Origin of the sequence: Micromonospora sp. WMMD735, from assembly GCF_049178995.1 — a bacterium.
GTDB classification, from domain to species: Bacteria; Actinomycetota; Actinomycetes; order Mycobacteriales; family Micromonosporaceae; genus Micromonospora; species Micromonospora wenchangensis.
Genome location: NZ_JBMHMJ010000002.1, coordinates 7,054,024 through 7,072,203, shown reverse-complemented (window position 1 = coordinate 7,072,203; position 18,180 = coordinate 7,054,024). Strand labels below are relative to the sequence as shown.

General features: G+C 73.1%; 5 protein-coding genes. 2 read left to right on the top strand and 3 right to left on the bottom strand.

The genetic code is table 11. The annotated features are described in order from the left end of the window. Positions 1-24: 24 nt before the first annotated feature. Positions 25-870: an alpha/beta fold hydrolase gene (locus ACN268_RS30875; protein ID WP_421486546.1), complete on the bottom strand. Its 846-nt coding sequence runs from the start codon at positions 868-870 to the stop codon at positions 25-27. A 101-nt stretch (positions 871-971) separates the two neighbouring features. On the opposite strand from ACN268_RS30875, the gene ACN268_RS30870 reads away from it, so the two are divergent. Both ACN268_RS30870 and purU read left to right on the top strand, forming a co-directional pair. Then, positions 972-1,445, top strand: coding sequence for a MarR family winged helix-turn-helix transcriptional regulator (locus ACN268_RS30870; protein WP_421486545.1), 474 nt, complete (start codon positions 972-974; stop codon positions 1,443-1,445). Between the two features lie 94 nt (positions 1,446-1,539). Beyond that, positions 1,540-2,391, top strand: coding sequence for a formyltetrahydrofolate deformylase (gene purU / locus ACN268_RS30865; RefSeq protein ID WP_357935914.1), 852 nt, complete (start codon positions 1,540-1,542; stop codon positions 2,389-2,391). 78 nt (positions 2,392-2,469) lie between these two features. On the opposite strand, the gene ACN268_RS30860 is transcribed toward purU, so the two are convergent. Together ACN268_RS30860 and ACN268_RS30855 are read right to left on the bottom strand one after the other, a co-directional pair. Then, positions 2,470-4,107, bottom strand: a complete 1,638-nt coding sequence (locus ACN268_RS30860; protein ID WP_421486544.1) for a DHA2 family efflux MFS transporter permease subunit — start codon at positions 4,105-4,107, stop codon at positions 2,470-2,472. Positions 4,108-4,169: 62 nt separating this feature from the next. Further along, on the bottom strand, positions 4,170-18,146 hold the full coding sequence (locus ACN268_RS30855) for a type I polyketide synthase (protein WP_421486543.1): 13,977 nt from the start codon (positions 18,144-18,146) through the stop codon (positions 4,170-4,172). Between the last annotated feature and the right edge of the window lie 34 nt (positions 18,147-18,180).

Sequence of the window (18,180 nt, the reverse complement as noted above, 5' to 3'; positions counted from 1 at the left end):
GGCACCGCCCCGCGCGGCGCGTGGTCATTCCCGCGCGGCGAGGACCTCGCGCAGCGTCGCCGCGTACCCCCGGGGGTGGGTGGTGTTGCCGTTGTGCCCGCCGGGGAAGACCACCGGCGTGGTCCCGAGCAGCTCGGCCAGCCGGTCCGCGCACCGCCTGTCGAAGACCTCCGGCGCGGTGCGGGCACCGACCGCCGGGACGATCCGGGTGCCGCAGCCGGGCAGGTCCTCCGGGCGCAGGTCGTCGCCGACGATCGCGGTGAAGTCCCTTCGGATGAACGTGTCGAAGTTGGCGATGCGGCGCGGCGTCAGCGGCTGCGGGGTGAGGTCGGGCTCGGCCTCCTGGCAGGCCGGGTCGATGCCGAGCACCCGGGCGATCTCCCGCATCGCCTCGGTCAGCCCCCGGGCCGCGTAGCGTCGCTGGACGTCGAGCAGTTCGCGCTCGTGGCGGGCCCGCTCGGCGGCGGGCAGCAGCCGGGGGGAGACCGGCTCGTGGGCGACGAGGGTGTGCAGCAGACCGGGGTAGCGGACGGCCAGCCGCAGCCCGATCGAGGCGCCGAGGCTGCACCCGAGCATCGCGGCCGGCCGGTCGGTGAGGCTGGTCAGCAGGAGGTGGACGTCGTCCGCGTGGTCGACCAGGGTCACCGGCCGGTCGGGGTCGGTGAGCGGGCTGCGGGACAGCCCGCGCCGGTCGTAGGTCACCACGGTGTACGCGTCGGCGAGCTGCGCGACCAGGTCGGTGGTCCGGCGGGCGTCACCCTCTCCGCTCTGGCCGATCAGCAGGAGCGGGCCGCCGCCCCGGACCTCGTGGTAGAGCCGGGCGCCGGGAACGGCGAGCGTGCCGGTCCGGAGGGTGTCGGTGACGGACATCTGCATCTCCATGCGCTGACGGGCGGGCGGGTCCCGCCGACAAAAAGCATCGTATCAGATGCATCTCGGATGATGGATCGTTTCTGATGTACCCTGAACGGGTGAACGGCATCGAGTTGTTCCTCCTGGGGCGCACCCTCATGAAGCTCGGCGAGGAGGCGATCCCCACCGAGGGGGTCGACTCCCACCCGGCGCTGCACCGCTCCGTGCTCATCGTCGCCAGCGACATCCGGGCCCACCCGGGCACCTCGGTCAGCGAGATCGCCGACCGGACGGGCTTCCCGCAGAGCAAGGTGTCGGTCTGCGCCGCCCGCCTGCGCAAGGCCGGCGCCATCGAGGCCACCCCCGACCCCGACGACCGGCGACGGCTGCTGCTGCACACCGCGCAGCAGGTCTCCGACCGGGTCGTCCAGATCAGGGCCGCCTCGGTCGACGGCGCGCTCGCCGCCGCCCTCGGCACCGACGACCCGGCCCGGATCGCCGAGATCACCGCCGCCCTGGAAACCCTCGCCCGCAGCCTCACCCCGCAGACGCTGCTGCGGCTCCGCGGCGGCACCGAGCCGACCGACGGGTGAACGGCGCGACGCAGGATCGGCGTTAGACCGCGTCGGCAGACTCGGCGTCGGGGTGCCACCGTCCAGGGCGCCCCGGAATCGTCGAGGAGAGCGGATGTCGGTCGACACCCTTCGTCTAGTCGTGTCCAGCCCCGACCGGCCGGGCATCATCGCCGCCGTGGCCCGGTTCCTGCACGAGCGGGGAGCCAGCATCGTGGAGCTGGACCAGTACACCAGCGAACCCAGCGGCGGCCAGTTCTACCTGCGTACCGAGTTCACCATCGCGCCCGCACGGCGGGCCGGCCTGGCCGGGGAGTTCGCCACCGCCATCGGCGAGCCGTTCGGCATGCACTGGCGGTTCACCGACGCGCGGCAGGTCAAACGGATCGCCATCCTGGCCTCGCGGGCCGACCACTGCCTGGTGGACCTGCTCTGGCGGTGGCGACGCGGAGAGTTGGCCGCGGACATCACCCTGGTCGCCTCGAACCACCCCGTCCTGCGCGACACGGTGACCGGATTCGGCGTGCCCTTCCACGAGGTACCGGTCCGGCCCGGTGCCCGCGACGCCGCCGAGGGCACCCTCGCCGATCTGCTGGCCGGGCAGTGCGACCTGATCGTGCTGGCCCGCTACATGCAGATCCTCAGCGGCGGGTTCCTGGAGAAGGTCGGCGTCCCGGTGATCAACATCCACCACTCGTTCCTGCCCGCGTTCCCCGGCGCCGGCCCGTACGAGCGGGCCCGGCAGCGTGGGGTGAAGCTGATCGGCGCCACCGCGCACTACGTCACCGCCGCGCTCGACGAGGGGCCGATCATCGAACAGGACGTGATCCGCACCTCGCACCGGGACACCACCGCGACCCTGGTCCGGCTCGGCGCGGACGTGGAACGCACCGTCCTGGCCCGGGCCGTCGCATGGCACTGCGCCGACCGGCTGCTCCAGTACGACAACCGGGTGCTGGTCTTCTGAGCACCGCCCGACGCGAACGAGGTGTCCCCGGCCCGCGACTGCGGGCCGGGGACACCTCGTTCGCGGGCGTCAGCCGTCCTAGGAACGGCTTCCCTCGGTCGAGGCCGCCACGGCGGCGGCTGCGGCCGGTGCCGGCGCCGGCACCGCGGTGCCCGGCGGGGTCGGGGCCGGGGGACGCCGCCTGACGAACGTGGTGAGCACCGCCGCGACCACGACGATGGCGATCGGGAACAGGAAGTTGGTCTTCAACATGGACAGGAAGGCGTGGTCGTACACGTTGGTGAAGACCGTCGCGATCTGCGCCCGGAGCTGGTCGGGCAGGTCACCCGGCAGGTGACCGAAGATGCCACCGGGCCCGCCGGCCCCGGCCTGCACCCCGGCGTCGACGAACCGGTCGCGCACGTCCGCCGGCAACTGCCCGGCCTGCGCGGTCGCCTCCTGGCGGACGGTGGTGGCGAGCCGGCTCTGGATCAGCGCACCGACGATCGCCAGGCCGAGCACCGAACCGAGCTGGCGCACCGTGTTGTTGAGCCCGGACGCCGCCCCGGCCAGGCGCGGGTTGACCCCGCGCATCGCCTCGGTGGCCATCGGCGCGAGCAACGACCCGGTGCCGAGGCCGGCGACGAGCAGACCGGGCACGAAGGTGTACCACTTGCTGTCCAGCTGGGCCAGGCTGACCAGGATCACCATGCCGATGGCGTACATGGTGAGACCGAACAGCAGGACGAACTTGCCGCCGATGCGGTCCGACAGCCGCCCCGCGAACGGGGACACGATGATCGCAACCAGCGGCGAGGGCGCCAGCGTCAGACCGGCGTGCAGCGCGTCCATTCCCAGGACCTGCTGGAGGTAGAGGTTCATCGGCAGGACCAGCCCGAGCATCGCCATCGAGACGACGGCCGCGTTGATGCTCATGATCGTGTAGTTGCGGTCCCGGAACAACGCGAACGGCACCAGCGGCTCGTCGTCCTGCTTGGTGCGCTGGTGGGCGATGAAGACGCCGATCAGCACCACGCCGGCGGCGAGCAACGCCCAGATCTGCACGCTCCAGTCGTAGCGCTCGCCCTCGTTGAGGGCGAACACCACGCAGAACAGTGCCGCGGTGGCGATCAGCACGCCGACGACGTCGAAGCTGTGCTTGCGGTCCGGCTTCATGTTGGGGATAAGCAGCGGGGTCAGCACCAGCACGGCGATGCCCAGCGGCACGTTGACGAAGAAGATCGACCGCCAGCCGAAGGTCGACACCAGCAGGCCGCCGAGGGTCGGGCCGGAGATGGTGGCGACACCGGCGACGGCACCCCACACGCCCATGGCCGTGCCCCGCCGCTGCGGCGGGAAGATGCCGATGATCATCGCGAGGGTCTGCGGCACCATCATCGCCGCGCCGATGCCCTGCACGGCCCGCGCGCCGATGAGCTGGCCGGGGTTCTGCGCCGCGCCGCAGACGATGCTCGCCACGGTGAAGACCGCCGTGCCGGTGAGGAACAGCAGCCGTGGCCCCTTGAGGTCACCGAGCCGTCCGGTAGTGATCAACAGGACGGCGAGGACCAGCGAGTACGCGCTGATCACCCAGAGCACCTGGTTGAACGAGGCGCCCAGGTCGGACATCACGTCCGGGATGGCGATGTTGACGATGGTGAGGTCCAACAGGGTCATGAAGAAACCGATCGACAGTGTCGCCAGCACCGCCCACGGGTTTCCGCGCAGCCTACTCAAGATATTTCCCTTCCATGCCGAATGATGCCGATCCAGGTGCTGACCACACGGTCCCGTGCAGGTCAGGAGAGCCGATCCGGTTGCGGACCGCTGAGCTCTCGGTCGAGGGTGTGGAACAGGTCGTCGTCGTCGATCGCGTCGAGTTCGTCGGCGCCCCCGGCGGCTTCGTCGCCGCCCTGCCGGCCCTGCCAGCTCCACAGCAGATTCCTCAGTCGCTCACCGATGTCGTCCTCCTCCCCGTCGGGGATGTCGCGGGTGGCCAGCAGAGCGTCCAACCGGTCCAGCACGGCCAGCACCGCTCCGGCGGGTTCACCGGTCTCCGGCACCAGACGGGTGCCGATCTGCTCCGACAGCGCCGCTGCGGTCGGAAAGTCGAAGACGAGCGTGGTCGGCAGCCGCAGCCCGGTCGCGCTGTTGAGCCGGTTGCGCAACTCCACCGCCGTCAGTGAGTCGAAGCCCATGTCGCGCAGGCTGCGGGCGTCCTCCACGACCTCCGCGTCGGAGTAGCCCAGGACGCCGCGGATCTCCGTACGCACCAGATCCAGCAGCCGTTCGCCGCGCTGCTGCGCCGGCAGGGCGGCCAGGCTGTCGGCGAGCCCCTCCGGCCCACTGCCGGGGGCGGCGGCGGCCACCGACCGGCGGGCCGGCGCGGGCGTCACCGGGGCCAGCGCGGTGAGGACGTCCGGCAGCCCACCGACGCCGGCCGACGCCCGCAGCGCCGCCGGCGCGAACGCCGCCGCGACCACGACCGGCGGGAGGTCCCCGCCGGCACCGGCCACGGTGGACCCCCGGTACGCGAGCGCCTCGTCGAGCAGCCCCAACGCGTCCGGCGCGGCCATCGGGGTGATGCCGATCCGGGCCAGCCGGGCCCGGTCCGTCGCGCCCAGCTCGCCGGCCATGCCGCCGGTGCCCCACAGCCCCCAGCCGACGGCCAGGCCGGGAAGTCCCTCGGCACGGCGCTGCCCGGCCAGCGCCTCCAGGAAGCCGTTGGCCGCCGCGTAGTTGGCCTGCCCGGCGGTCCCGACGGTGGCCGCCACCGACGAGAACAGCACGAACGCGGACAGGCGTCGGCCCCGGGTGAGTTCGTGCAGGTTCCACGCGCCCCGGGCCTTCGGGCGGAGCACGGCGGCACAGCGTTGCGCGGTCAGCCCGGTGAGCACCCCGTCGTCGAGCACACCGGCGGCGTGGAAGACCGCACCCGGCCGGTACGCGTCGAGCACCTCGGCCAGCCGCTCCCGATCGGCGACGTCGCAGGCGACGACGGTGGCGGTGGCACCGGCGGCGGTCAGGTCGGCGAGCAGTTCCTCCGCGCCGGGAGCCGCGGACCCCCGCCGGGCGGTCAGCACCAGCCGGCGGACGCCCCGTGCGACGAGGTGGCGGGCGAGCACGCCGCCCACCGCGCCCGTCGCACCCGTGATCAACACGGGGCCGTCCGCGTCGAGCCGGTCGCCCGGGGTGGTCCCCGGGTCCGGCAGGCTCACGGCTGGGTCCCTCCCGTCCGGCGCGGTCCGGGAGGGGCGGGGAAGCGGGGTGAGCCGGGGGGCGAGGGCGACGCCGTCGCGCAGGGCCAGCCGGGGGTCCCGGGCGGCCAGTGCCATCGGCAGGGCGGTGATCGAGGCCGGGGTGCCGTCCACGTCGATCACCGTGATCCGGCCGGGGTTCTCGCTCTGCGCACTGCCGAGCATCGCCCACACCGCCGCCATCGCCGGATCGGGCGTCTCTCCCGGCCGCGCGGCGACCGCCAGTTCGGTGAGCACGATCAGGCCCACGTCGGCCAGCAGGTCGTCGGCCAACCACTGCTGCAACAGCTCCAGCGTGTCGGCGACCGCCCGCTCGGCGGCCACCGGCGGCGGCAGCTCGGCCATCGCCCGGCTCGTGGCGATCGAGGAGACGGCGTCGACCACGATCACCGACGGCGGCGGGGTCCCGGTCGCCACCGCCTCGTGCACGGCCGTCATGTCGACGAAGAGGGCGGCCGGGCCGAGCAGCTCCGCCGCCGAGTCGGCCAGCACCCGGCCGTCGTCGAGCACCGCCCACCGGGGGTGCGGGCTCGGGTCGACCGCCGGCAGCGCCACCGGGTGCCAGTCGACCCGGTACAGGTCACCGGCCGGCCCCTCCTCCGGCAGGTACGGCCGCAGGGCCAGCTCCGCGATGTCGGCGATCGGCGCACCCGCCGGGTCGACCAACGACACGGAGACGGTGCCGGCTCCGGTCCCCGGCGCGAGCCGCACCCGGGCGCTGGTCGCGCCGCTGGCGTGCAGGGCGAAACCGGCGACGGTGAACGGCAGGTGCAGCCGGTCGGTCGTGGGGACGCCGAACGCGACGGCGCGCAGTGCCGCGTCGAGCAGCGCCGGGTGCAGTCCGAAGCCGGCCGCGTCGGACGGCACCGGGTCGGGCAGGGTCACCTCGGCGTAGTGGACGTCACCGGCCCGCCAGAGCGCCCGGACACCGTCGAAGGCCGGGCCGATCGCCAGGCCGGCGGCGGCCAGGTCGACGTGCAGGGCGGCCAGGTCCACCGGTGCCGCCCCGCGCGGCGGCCACGACTCGCCCCCGGGCCAACCGGCCGGCGCGGACACCTCGGCGCTGAGCAGGCCGTCGGCGTTGAGCCGCCACGGCAGCGACCGGTCCTGCGGCTGGGTGTGCACGGTGAAGGCACGGCGACCCGACCCGTCGACCGGCCGGACGGTGACCTGGAGCCGGACGGCCTCCTGCGCCGCCAGCACGATCGGCGCCCGGAAGGTGAGTTCGTCGACCCGCCCGCAGCCGACCTGGTCACCCGCGCGCACGGCCAGATCGGCGATCGCCGCGCCGGGCAGCGTGACCACCCCGCCGACCGCGTGGTCGGCCAGCCACGGCTGGTCGGCCACAGAGAGTCGACCGGTGAGCAGTTCCCCCGCGCCGTCGGCCAACTCGACCACGGCACCGAGCAGGGGGTGGTCCGCCGCGTCCTGGCCGGCGGCCCGGGTGTCCCCGGCCGGGGCGGGGGCGTCGAGCCAGTGCCGGGTGGCCTGGAACGGGTAGGTGGGCAGGGCGACCAGCCGGCCGGCCGGGTTGCGCGCCGCCAGCACCGCCGCCGGGTCGGGGTGCTCGGCGTTGGCCAGCACGGTCGCCACGGTCGCCGCGAAGGTCTCCTGTTCCGGCTGGCCGGTCCGCAACGCGGCCACCGTCACCGGTGCCGGTTCCGCGCCGCCGATGCTGCCCTGCACCATCGCGGCGAGCACCGGGTCCGGTCCCAGCTCGACGAAGAGCCGGACCCCGTCGGCGTGCAGGGTACGGACCCCCTCGTGGAACCGGACGGTGCCCCGCAGGTGACGCGCCCAGTAGTCGGGGGAGGTCAGTTCCTCGGTGGTGGCGGTCCGACCGGTGACGTTGGAGACGATCGGGATCTCCGGCTCGTGGAAGGTCAACGCAGCGGCGAGGTCCACGAACTCCGCCAGCACACCGTCCATGTGCGCGGAGTGGAAGGCGTGGCTGACGCGCAGCCGCCGGGTGCCGATCCCGTCGGCCCGGCACCGCTCGGCGACCCGCTGCGCCGCGTCGGCGTCACCGGAGACGACCACCGACTCCGGGCCGTTGATCCCGGCGATGCTCAACCGGTCCGCGTCCGGCCCGAGCAGGGCGGTCACGGTGGGCTCGTCGGCCCGGATCGAGATCATCGCCCCACCCTCGGGGGCCGACTCCATCAGCCGGCCACGGGCGGCCACCAGCCGGCACGCGTCGGGCAGGGTGAGCACCCCGGCCACGTGCGCGGCGACGACCTCGCCGATCGAGTGGCCGATCAGCCGGTCGGCGACGACACCGGCCCGCTCGACCAGCCGGTAGAGCGCGGTCTGCACGGCGAACAGGGCGGCCTGGGTGTAGCGGGTCCGGTCGAGCAGCGCGGCGTCGGCCGAGCCGGGCGCGGCGAAGACGACCTCCCGCAGGGGACGGTCCAGGTGCGGGTCCAGGTGGGCGCAGACCTCGTCGAAGGCCGCCGCGAAGACGGGTTCGGTGGCGTACAGCCCGGCACCCATGCCGGGACGCTGGCTGCCCTGCCCGGTGAACATCAGCGCCAGCCCGCCGGGCGCGCCGCGCCCGGTGACGACGCCACCGGCCACGCCGCCGTCGGCGAGCGCCGACAGGCCGGCGAGCAGGCCGTCGCGGTCCCGGCAGACCAGCACCGCGCGGTGCGCGAACACCGCCCGCCGACCCAGGGTGTACGCCGTGTCCGCGAGCGCCCGCCGGCCGTCCGGGCCGGTCTGCGCGGCCGGCGGTCCGGCCAGGGCGTCGGCGAGCCGGCGGGCCTGCACGCGCAGCGCCTCGACGGTACGCGCCGAGAGGGGGACGACGACCGGGGTGGCCCCGGCGACGCCGTCGTCCGTACCCGGGTCGACGCCGGAGCGCTCCTGCCCCGGGTCGGGGGACGGGCTGCCCGGGTCGCCGCCGTCGGGGTGTCCGGCCGGCGCGGGAGCTTCGACGATGACGTGGGCGTTGGTGCCGCTGATGCCGAACGACGAGATACCCGCCCGGCGGGGACGGTCGGCCGCCCCGACCCATTCCCGGGCCTCGTCGAGCAGGCGGACCGCACCGGCCGACCAGTCCACGTGCGGCGTCGGCTCCTGCACGTGCAGGGTGCGCGGGAGGATGCCGTGACGCATCGCGAGCACCATCTTGATCACGCCGCCCACCCCGGCGGCGGCCTGCGCGTGGCCGATGTTGGACTTCAGCGAGCCGAGCCACAGCGGGGTCTGCGGGGAGCGTCCGGCACCGTACGTGGCGATGAGGGCCTCGGCCTCGATCGGGTCGCCGAGCCGGGTGCCGGTGCCGTGGGCCTCCACCGCGTCGACGTCGACGCCGGTGAGCCCGGCCGAGGCGAGCGCCTGCCGGATCACCGCACGCTGGGCCGTCCCGTTCGGCGCGGTCATCCCGTTGCTGGCCCCGTCCTGGTTGACGGCGGAACCGCTGAGCACCGCGAGCACCTCGTGCCCGTTGCGTTCGGCGTCGGAGAGCCGTTCGAGCAGCAGCAGACCGACCCCCTCGGCCCAGCCGGTGCCCGTCGCCGACGACGAGAAGGCCCGGCAGCGGCCGTCGGCGGAGAGCGCGCCCTGCCTGCTGAACTCGATGAACGTCTTCGGGGTGGCCATCACGGTGACGCCACCGGCGAGGGCCAGCGTGCACTCGCCCCGGCGCAGTGCCTGCGCGGCCAGGTGCACCGACACCAGCGACGAGGAGCAGGCCGTGTCGACGGTGACCGCCGGTCCCTCCAGCCCGAAGGTGTACGCGATGCGTCCGGAGGCGACACTGCCGGCGCTGCCGTTGTAGAGGTAGCCCTCGGCGGATTCGGGGGCGGCGGCCAGCCGGGCCCCGTAGTCGCCGTACATCACCCCGACGAACACGCCGGTGCTGCTGCCCCGCAGGGTGGCCGACGGCAGGCCGGCCCGTTCGAACGTCTCCCAGGCGGTCTGGAGCAGCAGCCGTTGCTGGGGGTCCATCGCGGCGGCCTCGCGGGGGTTGATGCCGAAGAAGTCGGCGTCGAACCGGTCGGCGTCGTAGAGGAAACCGCCCTGGTCGGCGTGGCTGGTGCCGGGTCCGTCCGAGCCGGTGTCGACCAGGCCGGACATGTCCCAGCCCCGGTTGCGGGGGAACCCGCCCACCGCGTCCACCCCGTCGGCGACGAGCCGCCACAACTGCTCCGGGGACTCGACACCGCCCGGGTAGCGGCAGCCCATCGCCACGATCGCGATCGGCTCGTCGGCCGGCCCGACCGTCGGGGCGACCGGCGTCGGGGCGGGGCCGGTGCCGCCGGAGACCCGCTGCTCGAGGTGCTCGGCGAGCGCGGCCGGGGTGGGGTGGTCGAAGACGAGGGTGACCGGCAGGGTGATCCCGGTGGCGGCCCCGATCCGGTTGCGCAGCTCGACCGCGCTGAGCGAGTCGAAGCCGAAGTCCTTGAAGGTGCGGTCGACCTCCATCGTCCCGGCCGGGTCGTGCCCGAGGACGGTGAGGACCGCGCCGCGCAGGAGTTCGGTGACCGCCTCCCGACGCCGGGCCGCAGGCAGCGCCGCCATCCGCCGCTCCCAGGACTGCCCGGTGTCGACGCCGGCGGTCGCCCGCACCCGACGTGGGGTGACCCGGACCAGGTCCCCGAAGAGGGCGGGCAACAGCCCGGCGGTGGCCTTCGCGCGGAGCGCGGCCTCGTCCAGCCGGGCCGCGACCACCGTCGCCGGGCGCGGCTGCGCTGCGGTCGGGTCGTCGGCCCGGACCGCCTCGAACAGCGCCAGGCCGGCCGCCTCGTCCAGCGCGCCGATCCCGTCGCGGCCCAGCCGGCTCAGGTCGGCCCGGCTGAGGTGGGCGGTCATGCCGGACGCCGTGGCCCACAGGCCCCAGGCGATGCTGGTGGCGGGCAGGCCGTGGGCGCGTCGGTGCGCGGCCAGACCGTCCAGGAAGCCGTTGGCCGCGGTGTAGTTGGCCTGGCCGGCGTTGCCCAGCGTGGCGGTCACCGACGAGAAGAGCACGAACTCGGTCAGGTCGAGATCGCGGGTCAACTCGTGCAGGTGCCACGCCGCGGTCTTCGGCCGCAGGACGACGTCGAGCTGCTCGGGGCGCAGCGAGGTGAACAGGCCGTCGTCGAGCACCCCGGCGGCGTGCAGCACGGCGGTGAGCGGATGCGCGGCGGGAATCGCGTCGAGCAGCCGGGCGAGCTGCGACCTGTCGGTCACGTCGCAGGCCGCCACCTCCACCCGGGCGTCGAGGTCGCCCAGCGCGGCGGTCAGTTCGGCCATCCCGGGCGCGTCGGCACCGCGCCGGGCGACGAGCAGCAGCCGCTGGGTGGGGTACCGGGCGGCCAGGTGGCGGGCGAAGACCCCACCGAGCACCCCGGAAGCGCCGGTGATCAGGACGGTGCCGTCGGTGCGCGTCGCCACGGTCGACGTCGTGCCGCCGGGCGGGGCGACCGGGGTCAGCCGGGGCCGGTGGTCGACGCCCGCCCGGATGGCGACCTGCGGCTCGGTGCCGCGCGCCGCGACGTCGACGGCGGCCTGGGAGCGCCCGTCGTCGTCCAGGTCGATCAGCACGATCCGGTCCGGGTGCTCGAGCTGGGCGGTACGCAGCAGTCCCCACACGGCGGCGGCGGCCGGGTCGACGTCCTCGCCGGGCCGGACCGCGACCCCGCCCCGGGTCAGCACGACCAGCTTCGCCGGGTGGATCCGGTCCGGCGACCCGTCGGCGTCGGCCCCGGTCAGCCAGCGGGTGACCTCGGCGTGCACCTCGTGCACGACCGACCGGGTGGCTTCGGCGACGTCGCCGTCGGTGTGCTCGACGCACCGGCCGGTCAGGTCCAGCACCTGCTGGTCGGGCGCGTCCGCCGGGTCCGCGTCGGTGACGCCCCGCTCGCCCGCGGGGGACCAGGTGATGGCGTACAGGCCGCCGTCGGTGGCGGGACCGCGCAGGTCGCCGGAGAGGGGCCGCATCGCGAGGCTGTCCACGGTGGCCAGGGCGGCGCCGGTCGGATCGGTGACGACCAGGTGCAGGACACCGGGTGCGGTCCGGGTGAGCTGGACCCGGGCCGACGTGGCAGCCGTCCGGTGCAACGCGACGCCGGACCAGGCGAAGGGCAGCTCGACGGGTGCGTCGGGGGCCTGCGGGTCGGTCAGGCCGGCGTGCAGGGCGGCGTCGAGCAGTGCCGGGTGGATGGCGAAGGCGGTGACCCCGGCGTGCTGCTCGGCGGCGAGCGCCACCTCGGCGAAGACCTGGTTCCCCCGACGCCAGGCGGCCTGCACACCCTGGAAGGCCGGGCCGTAGTGGTAGCCCCGCGCGGCCAGGTCGGGGTAGAGGTCGGCACAGTCGATGGGCTCCGCGTCGGCCGGCGGCCAGGTGTCGGCCAGGCCCTCGGCCGGCGCGCGGTCGGCGCTGTCGGAGAGGACACCGACGGCGCAGGTCGTCCAGGCCGTCCCGGCGGGGCCGCTGCGGGCGAAGAGGGAGACGGGCCGGCGACCGGCGTCGTCCGCGGCGTCGACCACGGCCCGCAGTTGCGTGGACCCGGTGGTCAGGACGAGCGGCTGATGCAGGGTCAGCTCGTCGACGTGGTCGCAGCCGACCTCGTCGCCGGCGCGCAGCGCCATGTCGAGAAAGGCCGTGCCGGGCAGGACGACCGTGTCGCCGACGGCGTGGTCACGCAGCCACGGCTGACCGGTCAGGGACACCCGGCCGGTCAGCACCACCCCGCCCGAGCCGGGCAGCTCCGTCGCGGCGTCCAGCAGCGCGTGGCCGGTGCGGGTCGCGTCGTCGCCGGTGTTGCGGGGTGCCTCCAACCAGTACCGCTCCCCCTGGAACGCATACGTCGGCACCTCCACCAACCGACCCGCACCCACCACCCGCTCCCAATCAACCCCCACCCCCGACACAAACGCCTCACCCAACGACAACAACACCCGACCCACACCACCCTCACCCCGACGCAACGTCGGCACCACCACACCACCCGAACCCAACACCTCCAACGACTCCCGCAAACCCACCGACAACACCGGATGCGGAGAACACTCCACAAACCGCGAAAACCCATCACCCACCAACACCCCCACCACCTCCTCAAACCGCACCGCCGACCGCAAATTCTCAAACCAATAACCACCCCCCAACTCCACACCCGACACCACACCACCCCGCACCGACGAATACACCACCACCTCCCCCGACGAACCCACCACATCCCCCACCAAACCCAACAACTCCTCCCGCACCACATCCACCACCGGATGATGCGACGCATAATCCACCGGCACCCACCGACACCACACCCCCACCCCCTCCAACAACCCCACCAGATCACCCAACAAACCCACCGGACCCGCCACCACACACGACCCCGGCCCATTCACCACACCCACCACCAACTCACCACCAAAACCCACCAACCACGACTCCACCTCACCCACCGACAACCCCACCGACACCATCCCCCCCAACCCCGCCAACCGCTCCCCCACCAACCGCGACCGACCCACCACCACCCGCAACGCATCCTCCAACGACAACACCCCCGCCACACACGCCGCCGCCACCTCACCCTGCGAATGACCCACCACCGCATCCGGCACCACACCCGCAGCCCGCCACACCTCCGCCAAACACACCATCAACACAAACAACGCCGGCTGCACCACATCAACCCGCCCCAACCACTCCTCCCCACCCTCCAACAACACCCCACGAACATCCCAATCCACCAACCCACCCAACACCCCAACACACTCCTCAAACCGCCCCCGAAAAACAGCATCACACCCCCACAACTCCCGACCCATACCCCACCACTGCGACCCCTGACCCGGAAACACAAACACCGTCCCACCCGACACCACCCCACCCGACACCACACCCGACGAAACCGACGGCGAAACAACCGACGGCGAAACAACCGAAGAAACCGACGGCGGAACATAATCCGAACCCGAACCCAACGCCGTCAAACCCGCCACCAACTCCGCCCGAGAACCACCCACCACCACCGCACGATGACCAAAAACAGCACGACCCGCCAACGTCCACGCCACATCCGACAACGACACCCCACCACCACCCACAAACCCCGCCAACCGCAACGCCTGCGCCCGCAACGACCCCACCGACCGCGCCGACAACACCAACGACACCGGACCGGCATCGTCCACCGACGGCTCCACCGTCGGTTCCGGTTCGAATTCCGGTGCCGACTCCAACACCACATGCGCATTCGTCCCACTGATCCCGAACGACGACACCCCCGCCCGACGCGGCCCGTCACCGTCCCAAACCCGCGCCTCCGTGAGCAGCTCCACCGCACCCGACGACCAATCCACATGCGACGTCGGCTCCACCACATGCAACGTCTTCGGCATCACCCCAGCACGCATCGCCAACACCATCTTGATCACACCAGCAACACCCGCCGCCGCCATCGTATGACCAATATTCGACTTCAACGAACCAAGATACAACGGACGCTCCGCCGAATGCTCCCGACCATACGTCGCCAACAACGCCTGCGCCTCAATCGGATCACCCAACCGCGTCCCCGTACCATGCGCCTCCACCACATCCACATCACCCGCCGACAAACCCCCACTCGCCAACGCCTGACGAATCACCCGCTCCTGCGACGGACCATGCGGCGCCGTCAACCCATTCGACGCACCATCCTGATTAACCGCCGAACCCCGCACCACCGCCAACACCCGATGACCATTACGCCGCGCATCCGACAACCGCTCCAACACCACCACACCAACACCCTCACCCCACCCCGTACCATCCGCCGACGACGAAAACGCCTTACACCGACCATCAGCCGACAACCCACCCTGACGCGCAAACTCCACAAACATCCCCGGCGAACCCATCACCGCCACCCCACCCGCCACCGCCAACGACACCTCACCCGACCGCAACGCCCCCACCGCCTGATGCAACGCCACCAACGACGACGAACACGCCGTATCCACCGACACCGCCGGACCACCCAAACCCAACACATACGCCACCCGACCCGACACCACACTCCCCGCCGAACCCGTCAACACATACCCACCAACACCCTCCCCCGCCTCACACAACCGCGGCCCATACTCCAAACCCATCACCCCCAAAAACACCCCCACCCCCACACCACCAACACCACCCACAACACCACCCAAACCCGCACCCTCCAACGCCTCCCACACCACCTCCAACACCACCCGCTGCTGCGGATCCATCACCACAGCCTCACGCGGAGAAACCCCAAAAAACTCCGCATCAAAAACCCCCGCACCCTCCAAAAACCCACCAAACCCCGGCACCCCACCACCCACCAAACCCTCCACATCCCACCCACGATCCACCGGCCACCCACCCACCACATCAACCCCACCCGACACCACATCCCACAAATCCCCCGGCGAACCCACCCCACCACCAAAACGACAACCCATCCCCACAATCGCCACCGCCTCACCCACACCCACACCCGCAACACCCACCCCCACAACCACACCCGACACCAAACCCACCAACCGCTCCGCCACCAACACCGGAGTCGGAAAGTCGAAGACCATGGAGGAGGAGAACGACTGGCCGGTTTCGGCGGTCACCAGGTTGCGCAGTTCCACCGCGGTGAGCGACGAGATGCCGAGTTCCTTGAAGGTGAGCGCACCGTCGACCTCCGCCGGGTCGGCGTACCCGAGCGTCTCGGCGACCAGGCGACGGACGAGCAGCTCGGCGGCGGGCCGGCGGTCCTCCTCGGGCATCGCCAGCAGACGCCCCGCCCAGCTCGCCGGGTCGACGTCCGCCGTCCCGGTCGCGGCGTCCTGCGGGGCGGCCGGCACCGCCGGACCGACCTGCCCGGCAGCGGCGGTATCGGTGGCGGTGGCCGTGGCCGTGTCGATCCAGTACGGCCGCCGCTGGAACGCGTACGTCGGCAGGTCGGTACGGTCGGCGTCCGGCCACAGTGGTGACCAGTCCACCGGTACGCCGTGAGTGTGCAGCCGGGCCAGCGCCGTCAATGCCGTCGTCGGCTCGTCGCGGTCCCGACGCAGCAGGGCGGCGTACGCCGAGTCGTCGGCGTCGCGCTCCGCCTCGGCGAGCCCGGTCAGCACCGGGTCCGGCCCGAGTTCCAGGAACCCGGTGACCCCGGCGGACCGCAGCGTGCGGAGACCGTCGAGGAAGCGCACCGGTCGACGGATCTGCGCCGCCCAGTACGCCGGGTCGGCGTAGTCGGCCCGTACCAGCTCCCCGGACACGTTCGACACCACCGGCACCAGGGGCGTCCGGGTGGGCACACCGGCGACGATGCGGGTGAACTCGTCGAGCGCCGGGTCCATGTGGGCGGAGTGGAACGCGTGGCTGACCCGCAGCCGTCGGGTCTTGACGTCGAGCTGGTCGAAGTGGGCGGCGAGGTCGGCGACGGCGTCGGCGTCACCGGAGACCACGACGGCGCTGCGCCCGTTCACGGCGGCCAGGTCCAGCCGCCCGGCGACGTCGGCGAGTTGGGCGGCCACGACCTCCTCCGGTGCGGCGATCGCCAGCATCGCGCCCCCGGCCGGAGCGGCCTGCATGAGCCGACCACGGGCGGCGACGAGCAGGCAGGCGTCGGGCAGGGACCAGACCCCGGCGGCGTACGCGGCGGACAGCTCACCGATCGAGTGGCCGAGCAGATGATCGGGGCGTACGCCGAAGGAGACGGTGAGCCGGAACAGTGCCGTCTGGAGGGCGAAGAGCGCGGGCTGCGTGTAGCCGGTCTGGTCGAGCGTGTCCGGGTCGTCCCAGACGACGTCGCGCAGCGGCCGGTCCAGGTGCCTGTCGAGTTCCGCGCAGACCTCGTCGAACGCGTCGGCGAAGACCGGCGAGGCGGCGTACAGGTCGCGTCCCATCCCGGGGCGCTGCGCGCCCTGGCCGGTGAACAGGAAGGCCAGTCCACCGCCGCCGGCCCGGCCGGTGACCAGCCCGGCCCGGCGACGACCGTCGGCGACGGCGGCCAGGCCGGCGAGCAGGTCGTCGCGGTCCCGGCCGACGATCGCGGCCCGGTGGTCGAAGCCGCTGCGGGCGGCCAACGAACGGCCGACGTCGCCGACCGGCACCGTGGGCCGGTCGACGAGGTGGTGGTGCAGCCGCTGCGCCTGGGCGCGCAGCGCCGCCGGGGTACGACCGGACAGCGGCCAGACGACGCGGTCAACGGCGGGCACGGCGGCCGGGGTGCCGGGCGGTTCGGTGGCGGGCGGTTCCGTGGCGGGCATCGCGGTGGCGGGCGGTTCGGTTGCGGGCAGTGCGGTGGCGGGCGGTGCGGGCCAGGGGCCGAGGACCAGGTGGCAGTTGGTGCCGCCCATGCCGAAGGAGGAGACGCCGGCCAGGGGTCGGGGGGCGGGCCACGCGGCGAGGGTGGTCTGCACGGTCAGCCTGGTGGCCGCGAAGTCGATCGCCGGGTTGGGCGTCTCGTGGTGCAGGGAGGCGGGGACCAGCCCGTGCCGCAGGGCGAGCACCGTCTTGATCAGCCCCACCACCCCGGCGGCGCCCTCCAGGTGACCGACGTTGGTCTTGGCCGAGCCGACCAGCAGCCGGTCACCGGGGGGCAGGGCCGCGCCGACCACCGCGCCGAGCGCGGCGGCCTCGATCGGGTCACCCACCGGGGTGCCGGTGCCGTGCAGTTCCACGTACCCGGTGGCGGCCGGGTCGGTGCCGGCGCGGGCGTGCGCGAGCCGGACCACCTGTTCCTGGCCGGCCCGGCTGGGGGTGGTGAGGCCGTCGCCGCCCCCGTCGTTGTTGACGGCGCCACCGTGGACGACACAGACGATCCGGTCGCCGTCGGCGACGGCGTCGGCGAGCCGCTTCAGGACGACCAGGCCACCGCCCTCGCCCCGGACGTAGCCGTCGGCGCGGGCGTCGAACAGGTGGGTACGCCCGGTGGGCGACAGGCCGCCGAAACCGCGTACGGCATCGGTGCTCTCCCCGGTGAGGATCAGGTTCACGCCACCGGCGAGCACCATCGTGCACTCGCCGGCGTGCAGCGACTCGATCGCCCGGTGCACCGCCACCAGGGCCGACGACTGGCCGGTGTCGACCACCATGCTCGGCCCGGCCAGGCCCAGCCGGTAGGAGACCCGGTTGGCGATGACGCTGCGGTGCAGCCCGGTGAGGGTGTGCGGGCCGGGGTCGCCACCACCGCGACGGGTCAGGGTGGCGTAGTCGTCCTGGATCGTGCCGATGAACACCCCGGTCGACGAGCCGCGCAGCGGCGTCGGGTCGGCGCCGGCGTTCTCCAGCGCCTCCCAGGCCAGTTCCAGCATCAGCCGCTGCTGCGGGTCCATCGCGGCGGCCTCGCGGGGTGACACCCCGAAGAACGGGGCGTCGAAGCCGGCCACGTCGTCGAGGAAGCCGCCGCGACGGACCGTACCCGGGTCACCGGACCAGCGGTCGGCCGGTGCCTCGCGGATCGCCTCCTCCCCGCGTACCAACAGGTCCCAGAACTCCTGCGGGGAGGCTGCGCCGGGAAACCGGCAGGACATTCCGATGACCGCGATGGCGTCCTGGTACGCGGGGGCGATGCTTCCCATGGATGGCCGTCCCTGTTCGGTGGTGGGATGTCGG